The sequence below is a fragment of the Micromonospora sp. NPDC049201 genome, from assembly GCF_055586805.1.
Map to the genome: position 1 here is coordinate 58,184 of NZ_JBVJHM010000009.1, position 16,986 is coordinate 75,169.

16 protein-coding genes are annotated in these 16,986 nt (G+C 72.7%); 3 read left to right on the top strand and 13 right to left on the bottom strand.

Annotated elements, in window-relative coordinates; translation table 11 throughout:
• Positions 1 to 4: 4 nt before the first annotated feature.
• Positions 5 to 1,228 carry an MFS transporter gene (locus tag ACZ6O5_RS20410; RefSeq protein ID WP_465979184.1) on the bottom strand — a complete coding sequence of 408 codons (1,224 nt, stop codon included), beginning with the start codon at positions 1,226 to 1,228 and terminating at the stop codon, positions 5 to 7.
• Between the two features lie 56 nt (positions 1,229 to 1,284).
• Here ACZ6O5_RS20410 and ACZ6O5_RS20415 point away from each other — a divergent pair, with 56 nt between their 5' ends.
• Positions 1,285 to 1,752: a MarR family winged helix-turn-helix transcriptional regulator gene (locus ACZ6O5_RS20415; protein ID WP_281936906.1), complete on the top strand. Its 468-nt coding sequence runs from the start codon at positions 1,285 to 1,287 to the stop codon at positions 1,750 to 1,752.
• 62 nt (positions 1,753 to 1,814) lie between these two features.
• On the opposite strand, the gene mctP is transcribed toward ACZ6O5_RS20415, so the two are convergent.
• The 7 genes from mctP to ACZ6O5_RS20450 form a co-directional block, all read right to left on the bottom strand.
• On the bottom strand, positions 1,815 to 3,464 hold the full coding sequence (mctP, locus tag ACZ6O5_RS20420) for a monocarboxylate uptake permease MctP (protein ID WP_465979186.1): 1,650 nt from the start codon (positions 3,462 to 3,464) through the stop codon (positions 1,815 to 1,817).
• Entirely contained in the window at positions 3,464 to 3,709 is a 246-nt protein-coding gene (locus ACZ6O5_RS20425; RefSeq protein ID WP_281936910.1) for a DUF3311 domain-containing protein, read from the bottom strand. Before ACZ6O5_RS20425 ends, mctP begins: the two co-directional genes overlap by 1 nt.
• A gap of 133 nt (positions 3,710 to 3,842) precedes the next feature.
• Positions 3,843 to 5,054: a bifunctional RNase H/acid phosphatase gene (locus tag ACZ6O5_RS20430; RefSeq protein WP_465979189.1), complete on the bottom strand. Its 1,212-nt coding sequence runs from the start codon at positions 5,052 to 5,054 to the stop codon at positions 3,843 to 3,845.
• A gap of 5 nt (positions 5,055 to 5,059) precedes the next feature.
• A complete protein-coding gene (locus ACZ6O5_RS20435; protein ID WP_405090668.1) occupies positions 5,060 to 5,797 on the bottom strand; it encodes a zinc ribbon domain-containing protein in 738 nt (245 codons plus the stop codon).
• Positions 5,794 to 6,624 (bottom strand): Nif3-like dinuclear metal center hexameric protein, encoded by an 831-nt coding sequence (locus tag ACZ6O5_RS20440; RefSeq protein WP_405094291.1) that lies wholly within the window; start codon positions 6,622 to 6,624, stop codon positions 5,794 to 5,796. Before ACZ6O5_RS20440 ends, ACZ6O5_RS20435 begins: the two co-directional genes overlap by 4 nt.
• A gap of 138 nt (positions 6,625 to 6,762) precedes the next feature.
• Complete coding sequence (locus tag ACZ6O5_RS20445; protein WP_465979191.1) at positions 6,763 to 7,338, bottom strand: flavoprotein; 576 nt, start codon at positions 7,336 to 7,338, stop codon at positions 6,763 to 6,765.
• 16 nt (positions 7,339 to 7,354) lie between these two features.
• Positions 7,355 to 8,584: a helix-turn-helix domain-containing protein gene (locus ACZ6O5_RS20450; RefSeq protein ID WP_465979193.1), complete on the bottom strand. Its 1,230-nt coding sequence runs from the start codon at positions 8,582 to 8,584 to the stop codon at positions 7,355 to 7,357.
• A gap of 215 nt (positions 8,585 to 8,799) precedes the next feature.
• Here ACZ6O5_RS20450 and ACZ6O5_RS20455 point away from each other — a divergent pair, with 215 nt between their 5' ends.
• Positions 8,800 to 9,471 carry a bifunctional DNA primase/polymerase gene (locus tag ACZ6O5_RS20455; RefSeq protein WP_107155866.1) on the top strand — a complete coding sequence of 224 codons (672 nt, stop codon included), beginning with the start codon at positions 8,800 to 8,802 and terminating at the stop codon, positions 9,469 to 9,471.
• 377 nt (positions 9,472 to 9,848) lie between these two features.
• On the opposite strand, the gene ACZ6O5_RS20460 is transcribed toward ACZ6O5_RS20455, so the two are convergent.
• Genes ACZ6O5_RS20460 through ACZ6O5_RS20480 form a run of 5 tightly spaced genes read right to left on the bottom strand, consistent with a single transcriptional unit; the run spans position 9,849 to position 16,113 of the window.
• Positions 9,849 to 10,574, bottom strand: a complete 726-nt coding sequence (locus ACZ6O5_RS20460; protein WP_465979570.1) for an FAD:protein FMN transferase — start codon at positions 10,572 to 10,574, stop codon at positions 9,849 to 9,851.
• 50 nt (positions 10,575 to 10,624) lie between these two features.
• The gene (locus tag ACZ6O5_RS20465; protein ID WP_465979195.1) at positions 10,625 to 11,221 is read right to left on the bottom strand and encodes an FMN-binding protein; all 597 of its coding nucleotides are present in this window, start codon (positions 11,219 to 11,221) and stop codon (positions 10,625 to 10,627) included.
• A 13-nt stretch (positions 11,222 to 11,234) separates the two neighbouring features.
• The gene (locus ACZ6O5_RS20470; RefSeq protein WP_465979197.1) at positions 11,235 to 12,650 is read right to left on the bottom strand and encodes a ferredoxin reductase family protein; all 1,416 of its coding nucleotides are present in this window, start codon (positions 12,648 to 12,650) and stop codon (positions 11,235 to 11,237) included.
• A complete protein-coding gene (locus ACZ6O5_RS20475; RefSeq protein WP_425787876.1) occupies positions 12,647 to 14,020 on the bottom strand; it encodes a DUF1501 domain-containing protein in 1,374 nt (457 codons plus the stop codon). Before ACZ6O5_RS20475 ends, ACZ6O5_RS20470 begins: the two co-directional genes overlap by 4 nt.
• Before the next feature lie 14 nt (positions 14,021 to 14,034).
• Positions 14,035 to 16,113: a DUF1800 domain-containing protein gene (locus tag ACZ6O5_RS20480; protein WP_465979199.1), complete on the bottom strand. Its 2,079-nt coding sequence runs from the start codon at positions 16,111 to 16,113 to the stop codon at positions 14,035 to 14,037.
• A 567-nt stretch (positions 16,114 to 16,680) separates the two neighbouring features.
• On the opposite strand from ACZ6O5_RS20480, the gene ACZ6O5_RS20485 reads away from it, so the two are divergent.
• On the top strand, positions 16,681 to 16,938 hold the full coding sequence (locus ACZ6O5_RS20485) for a DUF3040 domain-containing protein (protein WP_281936927.1): 258 nt from the start codon (positions 16,681 to 16,683) through the stop codon (positions 16,936 to 16,938).
• The last annotated feature ends 48 nt before the right edge of the window (positions 16,939 to 16,986 follow it).

The window sequence follows — 16,986 nt, forward strand, 5'->3', positions numbered from 1 at the left end:
TCGGTCAGTACGCCTCCCCCACCGGCTCCTCCGGGGCGTGTTCGGCGGCGCGGGCGGCTCGGTTCCAGATCACCCGTTCGCCGTAGCCGGCGGCCATCAGGTGACCGAACGCGAGGTAGACCAGCACGCCGACGGCGAGCACCCCGAAACCGACCCAGAACGGCAGCGCCAGGCCGTGTTCGGCGAGCTTGCCGGAGATGATCGGCGCGGGCGCGGCGGCACCCCAGCGGACCAGGTTGAACGCGCCGGTGGCGATGCGCCGGTCGGCGGAGCCGAGGCCGAGCGCCAGGTCGGTCAGGTTGGCGTTGGCCAGGCCCATGAACAGGCCGGCGACGACCAGCACGACGAGCGACATGGCGGTGCCGGTGGAGGTGGCGAACAGCACCATGCAGACCAGCAGGCCGAGGATGGCCACGCCGACGGTCTGCACCGCGCCGATGCGGTGGGCGAGCCGGTGGCCGATCAGCAGGATGCCGGCGGCCAGGCCGAGGCCCCAGCCGGTGAACGCGAGGCCCAGCGGGATGACGTCGAGGCGCAGGAACAGCGGCGTGTAGCCGAGCACCACGAAGAACACGAAGTTGTACGCGGCGGTGACCACGCAGAGCGTGACGAACGCCGGCCGGCGGTAGGTGGCGAAGATCTGGCCGACGCGTACCGGAGGCTGTTTGTTCGTGGGTTCGCGGAGCTTGCGGGCGGCGACGCCGAGCGCGAGCACCATGAACACGCCGCAGACGAAGAACGGCAGCCGCCAACTCACCTCGCCGAGCAGGCCGCCGATGAGCGGGCCGACGGCGAAGCCGAGGCCGAGCGCGGTCTCGAAGAGGCCGACCACCCATTCCCGGTCGTTGGCGAGGTTGACCAGCACCACCATGGCGGTGGCGAAGAACATCGCGTTGCCCAGCCCCCAGACGCCGCGCAGCACGGAGAGCTGGACGATGTCGTTGCTGAACGAGGCGAGGATGGCGGCCAGGCCGACCACCGAGACACCGGTGATGAGCACCGGTTTGAAGCCGAACTTCCCGCTGGCCAGCGTGGCCGGGATCATGCCGACGGCCATCACCGCGATGTACGCGGTGAAGAGCAGTTCGACCTGCCAGGCGGTGACGCCGATGGCTTCGCCGATGGCGGGCAGGATGGGGTCCACCACCGCGATGCCGGCGATGGCGAGGAACGCCACGAGCGTGGTGGCGTAGATGGCACTGCGGTTGGGTTCGGATCGCCGATCCACTCCGCAACCTCCCAGATAGCTGTATCGTACAGGTAATTTCCTTGTATCATACAGCTATGAGCGACGACGACCACGCGAAGGAAGTCACACTCGGCCGCATCGAGACCGAGGTCGCCCTGCTGATGCGGCTGGGCGAGGCCACCCGGCGCGGCACCGGCACCATGGAGCACCGGCTGCTCGACCGCGCGGCGTACGTGATCCTGCGGCACCTCGACGACGCCGGCCCGCAGAACGTCTCGGCGCTCGCCGCCCGGCTGAACCTGGACGGTTCCACGGTCACCCGGCAGGTCTCCGCGCTCCAGCGCGACGGCCTGATCGCGCGTACCCCCGACCCGGCCGACGGGCGCGGCACGGTGATCACCGCGACGCCGGCCGGGCTCCAGCGGATGGCGGCCGTGCGGGCCGCGCGGACCCGGCTCTACGGCGAGATGCTGTCGGCCTGGTCCGACGACGACCGGGACACGCTCGCGGAGCTGCTGCACCGCCTCAACGAGGCCCTGGACGCGCGCAACCGTCGCCGCTGAGGGTGGCTTGGTTAGGAGGGGCCCCCTGTTATGCAGAATGCGTTAACAGGGGGCCCCTCCTTTCACGCGACGGGTTCGGGGGCGGGGTCGGTGCGGTCGGCGGAGACGCGGGGCGTGCCCTCGTCGGCGAAGTAGTCGTCCGGCGTGGTGCCGTCCGGGCCGTCGGCCACCTTCGCGGCCCGCAGCACCAGCGTGCCCAGCGCGGCCACCACCAGGTTCACCAGCACCGCCACGATTCCCACGTAGATCGTCTTCTTGGTGTCGAAGCCGAACTCGGAGAGCGGGAACGCCGAGCCGGCGAAGTGCTTCTTCCCGGTCGCCGGGTTGCCGATCTGGTAGAGCATCCACATGCCCAGGCCCATGCCGGCCACCCAGCCGGCGATCAGCGCGCCCCGGTGGAACCAACGGGTGTAGAGGCCCAGCGCCACCGCCGGCAGCGTCTGGAGGATGATCACGCCGCCGATGAGCTGGAGGTCGATGGAGAACTGCGGGTCGAGGAAGACGATGCAGGCCACCGCGCCGACCTTCACCACCAGCGAGGTGATCTTCGAGACGTTCGCCTCCTGCGCCGGCGTCGCGTCCCGCTTCAGGTACTCCTTGTAGATGTTGCGGGTGAACAGGTTCGCCGCCGCGATCGACATGATCGCCGCCGGCACCAGCGCGCCGATGCCGATGGCCGCGTACGCGACGCCGGCGAACCAGTCCGGGAACTGCTGGTCGAACAGCAGCGGCACCACCGTGTTGCCGTCGACGCTGCCCTCCTTCGCGCCGGGCAGCGGCTTCACGTTCGCCGCGATGGCCATGTAGCCGAGCAGCGCGATCAACCCGAGCAGCAGGCTGTACGCCGGCAGCGCGGACATGTTCCGCTTGATCACGTCCCGGTTCCGGCTGGCCAGTACGCCGGTGATGCTGTGCGGGTAGAGGAACAACGCCAGCGCCGAGCCGAACGCCAGCGTCACGTACTGGAGTTGGTTGTTGGCGTTGAGCAGGATGCCGTCGTTCGGGTTGTTGGCCGTCGCCTGGAACTTCGCGTCGGCGGCGTCGAAGATGCTGCCCCAGCCGCCCAGCTTGTACGGCAGGTAGACCACCGCCACCAGGATCACGACGTAGATCAGCGAGTCCTTCACGAACGCGATGAGCGCCGGCGCGCGCAGCCCGGACTGGTAGGTGTAGGCGGCCAGGATCGCGAACGCGATGATGATCGGCAGGTGCCGGGCCACCGCGCTGTCCCCGGTGACACCCATGGTCTTGAGCACCGCCTCGATGCCGACGAGCTGCAACGCGATGTACGGCATGGTGGCGACGATGCCGGTGATGGCGACCAGCAGCGCCAGGATCGGCGAGCCGAACCGGTTGCGGACGAAGTCGGCCGGGGTGACGAAGCCGTGCCGGTGCGAGACCGACCAGAGCCGGCACAGCACCAGGAACACCATCGGGTAGATGACGATCGTGTACGGCACGGCGAAGAACCCGGCCGCGCCGGCCCCGAAGATCAGCGCCGGCACCGCCACGAACGTGTACGCGGTGTAGAGGTCACCGCCGACCAGGAACCAGGTGATCCAGCCGCCGAAGCTGCGCCCGCCCAGCCCCCACTCGTCGAGGTGGGCCATGTCCTGCGGCCGGCGCCACCGGGCGGCCACGAAGCCCATGGCGCTGACCAGCAGGAACAGCACGGAGAAGACGATGATCTCGGTGAGGTGGTCACGCCACATCAGTGGTCACCCCGCTTCTTCTTGGTCATCTGGTAGACCAGCGTGGTGGTGCCGACGCCCAGCAGGATCCAGGCCAGTTGCAGCCAGTAGAAGCGCGGGAACCCGAACAGCCGGGGCGAGTCGGCGTTGAAGAAGGCCGGGATCAGCGGCACCACGATCGGGATGAAGAGCAGCCAGTTCCAGGGGCTCTTGTCCTTCGCCCGGGAACGCGCCGTGTCCAGCGCCTCCGGTTCCGGTGTGGCCATTGACAACCTCCGGGAAGTCGTAGCGGGCCAGGTGACGGCCGGAGGCTACGACCCGGTGAGCCCGGTCACATTCGACAGGCGGACGTCGATGCGCCGAACGGCCGCCCGGCTGCGCCGAACGGCCGACTCCCGGTCAGAGGTCGCCGAGGTGGGCGGTGTCGTTGACCGAGCGGACCGCGACGCCGCCGTCCGGGTACAGGTCGAGCACCGAGACGCCCGCGGTGTCCAGGTAGAGCCGGTGCAGGAACGCGTCACCGGCGGCCAGCGCGTCGCGCAGCACCAGCTTGATCGGCGAGACGTGCGAGACCACCACCACGGTCTCCCCCGGGTACGCCGACCGCAGCCGGTCCACCGCCCGGCCGGTGCGTTCCGCCACCGCGGCGAACGACTCCCCCTCCGGCGGCGCGACCCGGGTGGAGGCGAGCCAGGCGTCCAACTCGCCCGCCCAGCCGTCCCGCACCTCGGCGAACGTACGCCCCTCCCAGACCCCGAAGTCGCACTCGATCAGGTCGTCGTCGGTGCGTACCGGCGGGTTGCCGACCAGCGCGGCGACCGCCCTGGCGGTGGCCGTACACCGGGACAGCGGTGAGCTGACCACGGCCGCGACGGACGGCGCCAGCGCGGCTACCCGGGCGGCGGTGGCCCGAGCCTGGGCCCGGCCCCGCGCGGTCAGCGGCACGTCGCCGCGACCGGAGTACTGCTTCTGCACGGTGCGGTCGGTCTCCCCGTGCCGCACCAGGATCAACCGGGTGCCCTCCTCGGTCGGGCGCGGTTCCCAGGAGGCCGGCGTGGTGGCCGGGTCGGTGCCGGTGGCCTTCGCGGTGGCGGCGCGGGCTGCCACCTCGCGGGCGGCGGCCCGGGCCGCCGAGTCGGGGCCGGCGACCTCGCGCGGCGGCTGCGCGGCACGCGGCGCCGCCGTCGTCGGAGCGCGGCCGGCGGCGGCGTCCATGGCGGCATTGGCCAGCGCGTCGGCGTGCTTGTTGCGCTCCCGGGGAATCCAGGTGAACCGGACGGCGGTGAACCGGCCGACCAGCCCGGCGGCCTGGGCGGCCAGCGGGCGCAGCCCGGGGTGCTTGATCTGCCAGCGGCCACACATCTGCTCGACCACCAGCTTGGAGTCCATCCGCGCCTCGACCTCGGCCGCGCCCAGCTCGGCGGCGGCCTCCAGCCCGGCGATCAGGCCCCGGTATTCCGCCACGTTGTTCGTCGCCGTGCCGATTCCCGCCGAGCGTTCGGCCAGCACCTCACCGGTCTCCGGGTCCCGGACCACCGCGCCGTAGCCGGCCGGGCCCGGGTTGCCCCGGGAACCGCCGTCGGCCTCGATCACGACCGCGCGTACCGCCACGGCGGCTACAGCCCCGACTCGTTGGTCCGGACCATGATCCGGCGGCACTCCTCGCAGCGAACCACGTCGTCCGGGTCCGACTTGCGGATGCGGGCCAGGTCGGCGCCGGACAGCTCCAGCCGGCAGCCACCGCAGCGACCGCCGGTGAGCAGCGCGGCCCCCATCCCGGTGTCCTCGCGGATCTTGTCGTAGAGCGTGACCAGGTCCGCCGGCAGGTCACCGGCGAGCGGCTGCCGGGAGGTGCGCTTGAACTCCTCCTCCTTGGCGATCTCGGCGAGCGCGTCGTCGCGGCGCTGCTCGGTCGCGGCCCGGCGCTCCCGGGCCTCGGCGATCCGGCTCTCGATGCCGTCCAGTACGCCCTGCGCGGTCTCCCGCTGCTCCATCAGCTCCAGCTCGGCGTCCTCCAGGTCGCTCTGCCGGCGGTTCAGCGAGACCAGCTCGTGCTGGAGCGCCTCCAGCTCCCGGGCCGGGCCGTTGCCCGAGGCCAGCCGGGCCTCGTCCTTGCTCTTGCGCGCCCGCACCTGGTCGACGTCCTTCTCCAGCCGGGCGATGTCCCGGTCCAGGTCGTCGACGGCCACCTGGGCGCGGACCCGCTCGTCCTCCAGCGCCGACAGCTCGCGCGCGAGCGCCTCCAGCTCGGCCCGTTCCGGCAGGCTGCGGCGACGGTGCGCCAACTGGGCGAGCGTGGTGTCGATCGCCTGGAGGTCGAGCAGGCGACGCTGCACCTTCGGGTCAGCCTTCACGGTCGGGGCTCCTTGTCGTCCGGTCGGGGCGCGGCGGCGTGCACGGTCCAGGGGTCGGTGTCCAGGTCGGACACCACGGTCTCGACGCCGAGGTCGTCGGCCAGGTGGGCGGCCAGGTCGTCCAGCCAGGGCCGTTCGGTCGCCCAGTGGGCGGCATCCAGCAGGGCCGGGCCCCCGGCGGCGAGGTGCTCGCCGGCCGGATGGTGGCGCAGGTCCGCGGTGAGGAACGCGTCCACCCCGGCCGCCGCCGCCTCGGCCAGGAAGGCGTCCCCCGAGCCGCCGCTGACAGCGAGGGTACGAACCATACGCCCGGGATCCCCGGCGGCGCGAACGCCCCAGGCGGTGACCGGAAGCACGTCGGCGGCCAGCCGGGTCAGCTCGGCCAGCGTGACCGGCGTGGGCAGCTCGCCGACGCGGCCGATGCCCCGGCCGGGCGCGTCGGCCGGTGAGCCGGGGCGGGGCCGGTGCAGCGGACGCAGCCCGGTCAGCCCGAACCGGGCGGCGAGCGCGTCGGACACGCCGGGGTCGGCCACGTCGGCGTTGGTGTGCGCCACGTACAGGGCGACGTCGGCCTTGATCAGCCGGTGCACGATCCGGCCCTTGAACGTGGTGGCGGCCACCGAGGAGACGCCGCGCAGCAGCAGCGGATGGTGCGCCACGATCATGTCGGCGCCGGCGGCGAGCGCCTCGTCCACCGTCTCCGGGACCACGTCGACCACGCAGGCGACCCGGCGGACCGGCTGGTCGGGCTCGCCCACCACCAGGCCGACCCGGTCCCACTCCTCCGCCCAGGCGGGCGGGTAGCGGCGGTCCAGGGCGGCCACCACGTCGGCGACCGTGGGCGGCGATCCGGTTGTGCTCACGGCCGGCCAGCTTACCGGCCGTCCGGCGGTTTCCACGCCCACGGCGTTAAGCGGGGCCCCCTGCACCACCGAATGCGTTAACAAGGGGCCCGTGCTTACACCTCAGGCGGCCAACGGGCGGGCCGCGCCGCGCAGGGCGGCCAGGCCGGCCTCCCAGGGGAACGCGTCCAGGTGCTGCTCGCCGGTCCCGGGCGGGTGCAGGCGTACGACGTGGTCGCCGAAGACCACCCGGACGCCCCACTCGGCGAGCCGGTTCAGGCTGGCCCGGAACGCCGGGTGCCCGGCCATCGCCACGTTGGTGAACGGGACCGCCGCGATCGGCACGCCGAGCCCCTGCGCCTCGATCAGCAGGCCGAGCGCGAGCGTGTCGGTGATGCCCGCCGCCCACTTGTTGACCGTGTTGACCGTCGCCGGGCAGACCAGCATCGCGTCCGCCGGGGGCAGCACGTCCGGGTCGTCCGGTTGCTTGTAGTGCGTACGGACCGGGTGGCCGGTCTGCCGGGCCAACGCCGCCCGGTCGACGAACTTCGCGCCGTCCGGCGTGGTGACCACGCAGACCGTCCAACCGTCGGACCGGGCGAGGTCGACCAGCCGGCCGACGTGACGGGCCAGCGGCGAACCGCAGGCGATGACGTAGAGCACCCCGCGGTGCCCGTCGCTGGTGTGCGGACCGCTCATCGGCCCCGGCCCGCGCTCATACTCCGACTCCCATGTGCTCAGCCAACTCCGCAATCGGCGCGGGCGGCGCACCCCTTGTGCGACGGAGCACGTCCGACATCAGTTCGTGGGCGATGGGCCGGCACCGGATCTCGGAGGGCGCGAGCCGGTCGCCCTGCAACAGCATGTCGCCGGCGTTGGCGACGTCGCCGATCTGGGCGTACCCCCGGGCCAGGTCGAGCAGGTGGTGCGCGCGCCGCTCCGGCAGGAGCGCGTTGAACGCCGCGGTGGGCAGCCGCTGGTGGGTCTCCACCGCCCGGCCGCCGTCGCCCAGCTCGACCGCCGCGGCGGCGCGGTGCAGCTCCAGGTTGGTCGGCCCGAACGACGTCCAGTAGTGGTTGTGGTCGCCGCCGAGCAGGACGGCCGCCTCGGCGGCGCCGCTGATCAGGTCGTCCACGGTCGCCGAGTCGCCGATCCGGGCGGCGGCCATGGCGCCCTGGAGCAGCAGCGAGCCGTAGACCGAGAGACGCTCGGGCTGGGCGTCGGCGTCGCTGCCGGGGGCGAGCCGGTCGGCGATCCGCACGTTGAGTTCGAGCGCGGGGCGGGGGCGGCCCATCGCGACGAGCGCGTTGCAGACCCGGGTGGTGGCGATGCCGGCGAGCAGCGGGTCGTCGGCCCGCTGGGCGACCGCCATCGAGCGGTCGGCGGCCAGCCAGGCCAGATTGCACTCGCCCAGCTTGCGCAGCACCGAGGAGGCGATCTGGTAGACCTGCCCGAGCAGGTGGGCGGCCTCCCGACCCTGGTCGTCGCCGCCGTAGACGGCGTCCGCCGCCTGGGCGTCGCGCAGCAGCTTGGGCAGCGCCCGGGTGAGCATGCCGTAGCGGCCGTACTGGTACGTGAGCCAGGCGTGGTTGACCGCCTTGCGCATGTCGGCGAGCGGTGGCGGGTACGGCGCCGCGTCGAAGTAGGCGCTCATCGAGTCGTAGCGCTCCAGGGCGGAGCGGATCTCCTCCACCTCGACCTGGTCGATGCAGTTGAGCGCGTCGCTGCGGCGCTCCGGGTCCTTGCCGTGCAGCAGTTGCACGTCGATCTGGAGGATGTCGGCGATCTCGTAGAGCACGGAGAACTTGTCCAACCGGCGGACCCCGCGCTCCACCTTGTCCACCCAGCTCTTGGACTTGCCGAGCCGGTCGGCGAAGACCTGTTGGGACATCTTGCGACGACTCCGCCAGTACGCCACCCGCCGGCCTATGGGTAGTTCGTCCATCCCCACTCCTCCCCCGGTCGGCGTCGGCCGGTCACCGCACGTTCACCAGATTTGCCCTGGTCGCACAGGTTGTACGTCAGCCGTCCAGCCAGTTCTCATAGTTTTCGTGCAAGTTGCACCGGCCATTCGTCAGGTCAACGATCCCGGGTTACGGCAGTGACGGTTCTCGACGCGTGGCGGTGGACGATTCGGTGGGGCGAGAGGGGATGGCACACATGTGGGGGAACGTCCGACCGCGCGTCGCTCACCTGTCGCCGCTGGAGCGGGTGCGGCTGCGACGGGTCGCGATCCGGTACGCGCTGCACGGCTGGCCGGTCACGCCCGGCGCCTGCCTCGCCAACAGTCGCTTCGTCTGCGGCCGGGCCGGCTGCCCCACGGTGGGCTGCCACCCCGCGCTGGAGGAGTGGGACCACGCGGCCAGCGCCGACCCGGCCCGGGTGGCCACCTGGTGGCGCAGTCGTCCGCACGGGGTGCTGCTGCCCACCGGGCGCGCGTTCGACGTGCTGGAGGTCGCCGCCCACCTGGGCCGGCAGGTGCTGGAGACGGTCGCCGCCCACCCGGCCGGCTTCGGCGTACGCGGGCCGGTGCTGGTCACCCCGACCGGCCGCTGGATGTTCCTGGTCCGCCCCGGCGACCCGCTGCGACCGGAGCTGGAACACTGCTTCCACGTGGTGCGGCACGGCCCCGGCTCGTGGATCCCGGCCCCGCCCACCCGACTGCCCGAGGGCGCGGTGCGCTGGGCGGTCGCCCCGGAGCAGGCCCGCTGGCAGCTCCCCGACTCCTACCTGGTGCAGAACGCGCTGATCGCGGCGTTGCGGGCAGCCGGCGTCACGCTCACCCCGGAGCTGTTCCCCGGTCACCTCCCGCTGCCCCGCCGGGGTCGCTGACCCGACTGTCGCCGAGAGCGACTCCCCGGCACCGGGCTCGTTGAGCCTGGCGAGGGCGCGGACGCGCCAGAGCGGGGGTTGAGGATGTCCAGGGACGACGCGGCCCGCCACACCGGCGGCACCGAGCCACCACCGCACCACCGCCGCCGCCCGCACCTGTGGGCCTTCACCCGCCCCCGCGGCGCCCGCCCCCCGGGTGCCCGCCCCCCAGGCTCCCGCCCCGCCATCCTCCACCGCCCCCTCCGCTGACCCGCGCCCCCGTTGTCCCCCTTCGCGCTGTCCCCCTTCGCGCTGTCCCCCTTCGCGCTGTTTCACGGAAAGAGGGCCTGTGCGCGGCCGGATAGGCACTCTTTCCGTGAAACAGAGCATCCGGGGGGTCAGGAGGTTGCGGGGAGGGCGTGGGAGCGGAGGAGGCGGGCGTCGTCCGTCACCACGGCGTGCCGCCAGGACGCGGGAAGGCGGTCCAGCCAGGCGATGCCAGGCTCGCCCATGGCCACCGCCGCCGTCGCGTACGCGTCCGCCACGCCCAGGTCCGGGCCGACCACGGTGACCGAACGCAGGCCGACCGCCGGCGTGCCCCGGCGCGGGTCGACCACGTGGTGGCCGCGCTCGTAGACACCGCTGGTGGCGACCGCCAGGTCGGTGCCGGTCAGCACCAGGCAGGTGGCCGCCGGGTCCCACGGATGCCGCACGCCGATCCGCCACGGCTCGCCGGTCGGGCTGTGCCCCCGGACCCGGACGTCGCCACCCGCGTTCACGCAGTGGTTCGGGGCGCCGGCCGCCACCAGCCGGTCCGAGGCGATCTGTGCCGCCCACCCCTTCACGTAGCCGGACGGGTCCAGCCGCCCGGTGGCGTACGCGTCGAAGAAGCCGTCCGTGGCCGTCCACAGGTCGGCGCAGCGCGCCAGCACCGCCCGCAGGTCATCGGAGGCGTCGACCGCCCGCAGCTCGCCCCGGTCCAGCCGGCACACCTCGCTGTCGTCCCGGTACGTGCTGAACCGGGCGTCCACCTCGCGCAGCCAGTCGAACGTGCGCTCGGCCAGCTCGTGCGACGTGGCGGCGGGCAGGTCGTCGGCCAGGTCGAGGCTGATCGCCGTACCCATGATCTGCTCGACCCGACGCAGGCCGGGCCGGCCGGCGGCGGCCAACCGCGTCACGCCCTGTCGAGGGCGGACTGCAACGACTGCTTGTACGCGGTGCTGGTGTACGTGGCGCCGGAGACGGTGTTCAGGCTGGCGCTCTGCTTCGCCACCACCTCGCCGGAGCTGCCGCTGTAGCGGGCCTGCACGTCGTCGGCGCGCTGCCCCTCCTGGCCGCCGACCGGCATGTCCAGCCCGGTCGCGTCGACGATGCGGCTGCCGCTCAGCGTGATCTGCACCCGCAACGACCCGTACCGGTAGGTGACGGTCGGCCCGGTGACCGTCCGCGTGGTGGGCTTCGGCGCCTTCGTGGTGGTCTTCGGCGCGGCCGGGGCGGTCCGGGTCCGGGTGCTGGTCCGGGTCGCCGGGGTCCGGTCGGCGGAGGGCTTCGCGCTCGGCTTCGCCGAGGTGCTGGGCGCCGCCGACGGCGTCACGCCGGCCGCCGTGGGCGGCAGGGCGTCGGGCGCGGGTGAGCCGCCCGGCGCGACCGGGGCCGACGCGGCCGGCACGTCACCGGCGGTGGCCTGCCCGGCGCCGGGGCCGCCCTTGAGGACCACCAGCGCGGTGGTGCCGGCGGCCAGTCCGGTGATCGCGATCAGCGCGCGACGCATGGTGGATGCCTTCCTACAGCTCGAACGCGGTGAGGTGGATCTGGCGGCGGGGCACGCCGGCCGCCCGCAGCGCCCGCACGGTCTCGTCGACCAGGCCGCCCGGCCCGCACAGGTAGACGTCGCGGCGGGTCAGGTCGGGCACCAGGTGGCGCAGCCCCTCCGGGTTCATCACCTGGCGCGGCCCGGGGTCGTCGCGGCGGCCGATGACGTACCAGACCGAGGTCTGCCGGGCCTGGGCGAGCCAGTCCAGCTCCTGGTGCAGCAGCACGTCGGCCGGGGTACGCGCGCGGTAGATCAGCGCCGCGCCGGGCGGCAGCTCCTCCAGCATGGCCCGCAGCGGCGCGATGCCACTGCCGCCGGCGATGAGCAGCGCCCGCTCCCGGGTGCGGTGCGCGGCGGTGAACGTGCCGGACGGGCCCTCCGCCCACACCCGGGTGCCCGGGGTGAGGTCGCGCAGGTCGGCGGTGTGCCCGCCGACCACCTTCACGGTGAGCCGCAGCCAGCGGCCGTTGGCCGCCGCCGAGACCGAGAACGGGTGCGACTGCCACCAGCCGCCGGGGTTGAGGAACCGCCAGCGGAAGTACTGGCCGCCGAGCATGTCGATCTGGTTGAGCCGCTGCCCGGTCAGGTAGACCGAGACGGTGTCCGGGCTCTCCGCCACCACGTCGGCCACCCGCAGCTTGTGCCGCAGGTTGAACACCAGCGGCGCGATGATCCGGCCCCACGCCAGCGCGGCCACCACCAGCAGGTACGCGGCGATCCAGCCGGTGCGCACCGGCCCCGGCTCGTAGAGCTGGGCGCCGTTGCTGAACTGGTGCGCGTAGCCGAGCAGCAGGGTGAGATAGCTGGTCAGGTGCAGCGCGTACCAGAGTTCGTAGGGCAGCCGGCGGCGGATGCCGCGGACCGCGGTGAACCCGACCACCACCATGATCCCGGCGGCCCCGAACGCGGAGAGCATGTCCTCGTAGTCGGTGAGCAGCGCGCCGATCTCGCCGAACACGGAGTTGCGCTCCTGCCGGGCGTAGCCCACCAGCAGCAGCGCGGTGTGCGTGAGCACCGCCACCAGTAACGTGGCGCCGAGGTCCCGGTGCAGGCGGGAGATCCGCTCGCCGCCCAGCGCCCGTTCCAGCACGCCGAGCCGGCTCATCGCCAGCACCTGCACCAGCAGCAGGTAACCGGCGATCAGGCCGGTGATCCGGCCACCGGCGGTGAGCAGGTCGGCGGTGTCCGCCAGCGAGCCGGCCGGGGTGGCCAGCCACCACGGCAGGACCGCGACGACCAGACCGAGCCAGAACGCCGCCGCCAGCGCCCGCCGGCCGCCGGGCCCGCGACGCGGCCGGCCCGGTGGTACGGGAGCAGCCGGACGGCCGCCGTACGGGGCGGAGTGCCCGGTACGACGGCCGGCGGCGTCGGTGTGCTGATACGTCACGCGTACATCTTGATCGGGGTGAACTTCTGCCGGGGGAAGACTTTGTCCACCTGGGCGGCGGTCAGGCCGAAGCGGCCCTGCGCCACCGACCCGTAGACGTTGAACATGTTGTTGTACTCCGGCACGTCGCCGCTGTCCAACTTGTCCAGGCCGTTCCAGGTGCCCAGCAGCGAGCCGGCGAGCTTGCGCCCGGACAGCACGGTGACCACGCCGCCGTGCCCGTGGTCGGTGCCGCCGCTGTTCGAGGCGACCCGCCGGCCGAACTCGCTGGACACCATGACCGTCACGTCCGCGGCCTTGTCACCCAGGTCGGTGAAGAACGCGGCCATGGCGTTGGCCAGCTCGTTGAGCCGCCGCCAGAGCTGGCCGCCCTCGCTGGTGCCCTGGTTCTCGTGGGTGTCGTAGCCGCCCATGCCGACGGTCGCCACCCGCACGTTCGCCCCGCCCTTGATGAGCTGGGCGAGCTGCTGGAACGCGTTCCCGACGCCCTCGTACTTGACGCCGGCCGCGGCGGCGTACGGCTTGGCGGCGAGCTTCTGGGCGGTGGACAGCGCGCCCATGCCCTCGATGACCGCCTCCTCCACCGGGTGGTTGATGCCGGTGAACAGGCCGCGGATCGCCTTCTCGGTGGCCGCGCGGTACTTGTCGTCGCCGTTGAGCCGCAGCTCACCGACGTTGTTGAGGGAGATCGCGCCGTTCACGCCGACAAGCGAGCGGGGCAGCGTGCTGCCGATCCCGACGCTGCGGAACGCGGTGCCCTTGCCGAGCGTGTCGACCAGGCTGTCCAGCCAGCCCCGGCCGCCGGTCTCGCCGGGCAGGCCACCCAGGTTGCAGGCGTCGGCGGCCTGGAAGTGGCTGCGGGACAGCCGCGGGTCCGACACGGCCGGCACGAAGCCGAGCTGGCCGGCCTTGAGCCACTTCTCCAGCGGGGCGAACGCGCTGGTCAGCTTGAAGCCGCGGGCCAGGGCCAGCGAGTCGTTGCCGAGCAGCAGGTCGGGGCGGGACTTGCCGAGCACCGGGTCGTTCGCCGGGGCGACCAGGCTCAGGCCGTCCAGCCCGCCGTAGAGGAAGACGTGGATCAGCGTGCCGGTCTTGGTCGCCGCGAACGACGCCGAGGTGGTCACGAACTGCGCGGTCGCCAGCGCGGTCGCGGTGGCCGCCGCGCCGGCCACGAAGGTACGCCGGGTGACGCCCCGGCCGTCCTGCTGGGCCTCCTCGACCTCCTCCAGCCGGCGGTACCGGTCGGCCTCGGCCGCGTTCTCGGCCGCGACGATGTCCGCCTCCGCGCGCAGCAGCGCCTCGGCCGGGTTGTCGGCCAGTCGCCGCACGTCGGGGCATTCGGGGTGCAGGGGGTACGGGTTCACGGTCATCTCCATCGAATGCCTCACCGGAGGTGGTGCTGGGGGGACGCGAGGATCGTCCGCGCGACCGCGGCGATGGCCCCGTTGAAGGTGGCGTCGACCTTGGCGCCCTCGGACACCCCGGCCACGGCGAGCACGAGCTTCTTCTCCTTGGCGCTCAGCTTCTGGTGCACGAGCTTCTGCGCCAACGCGTCCACGTACGCCCCGGCGGTCGTCGGCGGCTTCGCCACCAGCTTCTCCGGCTTCACGTAGGTGAACTGCTTACGATAGCCGCCGAGCAGGTCGCCGGCCTCGTTCCAGCCGTCGACCATGGTGCCGGCCGAGGTCCAGGCCAGGTAGACGTCGGCGTAGCCGTCCGGGGTGGGCTTGCCCATCGGGTACTGGCCCAGCTCGCGCATCTTGTCCTGGATCTGCCGCAGGCCCTGCGCGAACGGCGTACGCCGCTGGTCGCCCTCGAACCCGGCGGTCGCGTCCGGGCCCACGCCCAGCGACCGGTACGTGGCGACCAGGTACTCCATCGGGCGGCGGACCTTCTGGCCGACGGCGGCCCAGAACTCCGAGGAGCTGAACAGCGTCGCCAGCACCGGCCGGATCTGGCCCTTGTTGGTGGTGTACGCCTTCGCCAGCCGGTCCACGATCGACTTCGGCGGCGTGTCGGAGACGAACCGGGTGGCCAGGTTCTGGGCCACGTACTTCGCGGTCGACGGGTGCAGCGCGATGTACCTGATGTACGAGTCGATCACCTTGTCGGCGACCTTCGGGTCGTTCGAGTTGTTGGCGTGGCTGAACCCGAGGATCTTCACCTTGCCGACGTAGTGCCGGTCGCCGAAGAACATGTACTTGCCGTCCGCGACGCCCCGCCCGGTCTGGAGCATGGCGGCCTGCCGCACGTCCTTCTCGGTGTAGCCGCCGTCGACGCCGACCGAGTACAGCTCCAGGTTCTCCCGGGCCAGGTTCTCGTTGATCGCGTCCTTGCGCGAGTCGACCTGGTTCAGGTAGAGCAGCAGCGCCGGGTGCTTGTTCGCGGCGACCAGCATGTCCGGGTAGCTGCCCAGCGCGTACTTGCGGACGACGTCCTTGTCGAACGAGTTGCGGTACGTCTCGCCGCCGTCGAAGTCGGCCGCCACGTGCAGGAAGTCGTTCCAGAAGTCGACCATCACCTCGAAGAGCTGGCGGTCGGACCAGATCTGCCGGGCGATGGTGGCGTCCACCGTCTCCCGGGCCGGGTCGACGCCGCGCTCGTTGAGCTGGTCGCGCTGGTCGCGGAGCTGGGTCGGGCTGAGCTTCAGCGAGGGCAGCTCGGCCAGCTTCAGCTCACCCTTGGTCGGGGCGATCTTCTCCGGCTCCAACTGCTGGCGCAGCCAGTTGTCGATGCCGAGCTTCTTGATGTCGGCGATCACCCTGGGCGTCGGGCCGAACGTGGTCCGGCTGGCCAGGTGGCGGATCGGGTCCTTGGCGAGCACCGTCTTCACGGTCACCTCGGTCGCCGCCGCGGCAGCCGCCGGGCTGCCGAAGATCCGGCCGCCGGTCGGGGCGTTGCGCTTGAGCGCCGCGCCCGCCCGGGAGCCCATGTAGCTCTCGTTCTGCTCGGTGTAGGTCCGCACCGTGCTGGGCTGCTGGCCGCTGGGCCGCGCCTGGGTGCCGTCGGTGGTCACCGTGCCGGTGGCGTCACCGGCCGCCACGTCGTCCGAGAACAGGCCACGAAGCTGCGGGGAGAGCGCGAAGGCCGCGCCGCCGGCGACCACCGCCGCGCCGCCGAGCGTGGCGAGGGCACGACGCCGGCCACGACTCGGGGCGTCGTCGGAGTCGTCGTCCAGGTTGGGCAGTCCCGGGCCGGCCGGCGGCGGGTACCCACCGGCGGGCTGGGCGTAGCCGGGGTGCGGCTGGGGGTGACCCGCGCCGGGCGCGTGGCCGGCCGGGGCGAAGCCGTTCGGTCCGACCCACTGGGGGCCCGGGGCGGGCTGCGGCGCCGTGGCGGGGTGACCGCCGGCGTACGGGGCGGTGGCGCCCAGGTCGCGGTACCCGTCCGGATGGGGGTGCTGGTATCCGTCCCAGCCGCGGTCGTCCCGAGGTCGACGCGGTGGCACGTTCAGGTCGGCCATGTAGCTATCCCGTTTTCTTCGAGCGCCGGCACGCCTGCCACCCGGGGGTTGGGTGGGAGGGGCGGCGACGGTTGCCGGAGAGTTGCTACGGGAAAGTAGCCAGGCCGGACCGGCTGCTCAAGGCGGCCCGGAGCGGCTCCTGAGCACACTTAAGACGGTGCTCAGGCCCGGCGCGGGCCACCCGACGTCGCCCCCTCCCCCCGGCACCCCCCGGAGCAGGGCCGACTCACCCGCCAACCACCCCGACGCGAGGTTTCGCCCGCCATCGGGCCCTCACCCCCCGTTCACCCCCACAGGCAAACTTAAGGCACCGCTAAGCCTCCCCTACCCCTCTCCCCCACCCCGCCTCCCCCGCGCCTCCCCCCGCGACTCCCTCACCCTCCCCCACCCGCCCGGCGCGCAGATTCACGGAAAGAGTGGCCATTCCGCCTCGGATGGCCACTCTTTCCGTGAAAACGGGCGCTCGTCGTCGGGGGTGGAGGGAAACGAGCAGGGGCAGGGGGCGTGACGGGCGGGGAATCCGGGTAAGCCGCCGAACCGCTGAAGCCGTGAGGGGAAGGCATCGTCATGCTCAGCCAAGAGGATCAGCGCAGGTTCGAACAGATCACCCGCCAGCTACGGGAGAGCGATCCGCGGTTCTTCGCCCGGTTGGACAACCGGATCAGGGGTCGCCGGGGCCGGTACCTGATGCTGTTGACGATCACGCTGTGGGCCTCGCTGCCGGCGATGACCGTGCTGGCCGGGCGGTTGGCCGGGGCGATCTGCGCCACGGTGCTGGTCGCCAACGCGGCCCTGATGTGGCGCTTCCGCCACCGCCTGCGGTGAGCGCAGGCACGGGCCCCCGCTCAACGCCTCCGGTGGAGGTGGGGCACC

Bases quoted from the DNA above. Each gene is read 5' to 3' on its own strand.
- ACZ6O5_RS20445 (WP_465979191.1), bottom strand. From the start codon at position 7,338: ATGAGCGGTCCGCACACCAGCGACGGGCACCGCGGGGTGCTCTACGTC.
- ACZ6O5_RS20465 (WP_465979195.1), bottom strand. From the start codon at position 11,221: ATGCGTCGCGCGCTGATCGCGATCACCGGACTGGCCGCCGGCACCACC.
- ACZ6O5_RS20415 (WP_281936906.1), top strand. From the start codon at position 1,285: ATGAGCGACGACGACCACGCGAAGGAAGTCACACTCGGCCGCATCGAG.
- ACZ6O5_RS20475 (WP_425787876.1), bottom strand. From the start codon at position 14,020: ATGACCGTGAACCCGTACCCCCTGCACCCCGAATGCCCCGACGTGCGG.
- ACZ6O5_RS20460 (WP_465979570.1), bottom strand. From the start codon at position 10,574: ATGGGTACGGCGATCAGCCTCGACCTGGCCGACGACCTGCCCGCCGCC.
- ACZ6O5_RS20450 (WP_465979193.1), bottom strand. From the start codon at position 8,584: ATGGACGAACTACCCATAGGCCGGCGGGTGGCGTACTGGCGGAGTCGT.
- ACZ6O5_RS20480 (WP_465979199.1), bottom strand. From the start codon at position 16,113: ATGGCCGACCTGAACGTGCCACCGCGTCGACCTCGGGACGACCGCGGC.
- mctP (WP_465979186.1), bottom strand. From the start codon at position 3,464: ATGTGGCGTGACCACCTCACCGAGATCATCGTCTTCTCCGTGCTGTTC.
- ACZ6O5_RS20485 (WP_281936927.1), top strand. From the start codon at position 16,681: ATGCTCAGCCAAGAGGATCAGCGCAGGTTCGAACAGATCACCCGCCAG.
- ACZ6O5_RS20455 (WP_107155866.1), top strand. From the start codon at position 8,800: ATGTGGGGGAACGTCCGACCGCGCGTCGCTCACCTGTCGCCGCTGGAG.
- ACZ6O5_RS20425 (WP_281936910.1), bottom strand. From the start codon at position 3,709: ATGGCCACACCGGAACCGGAGGCGCTGGACACGGCGCGTTCCCGGGCG.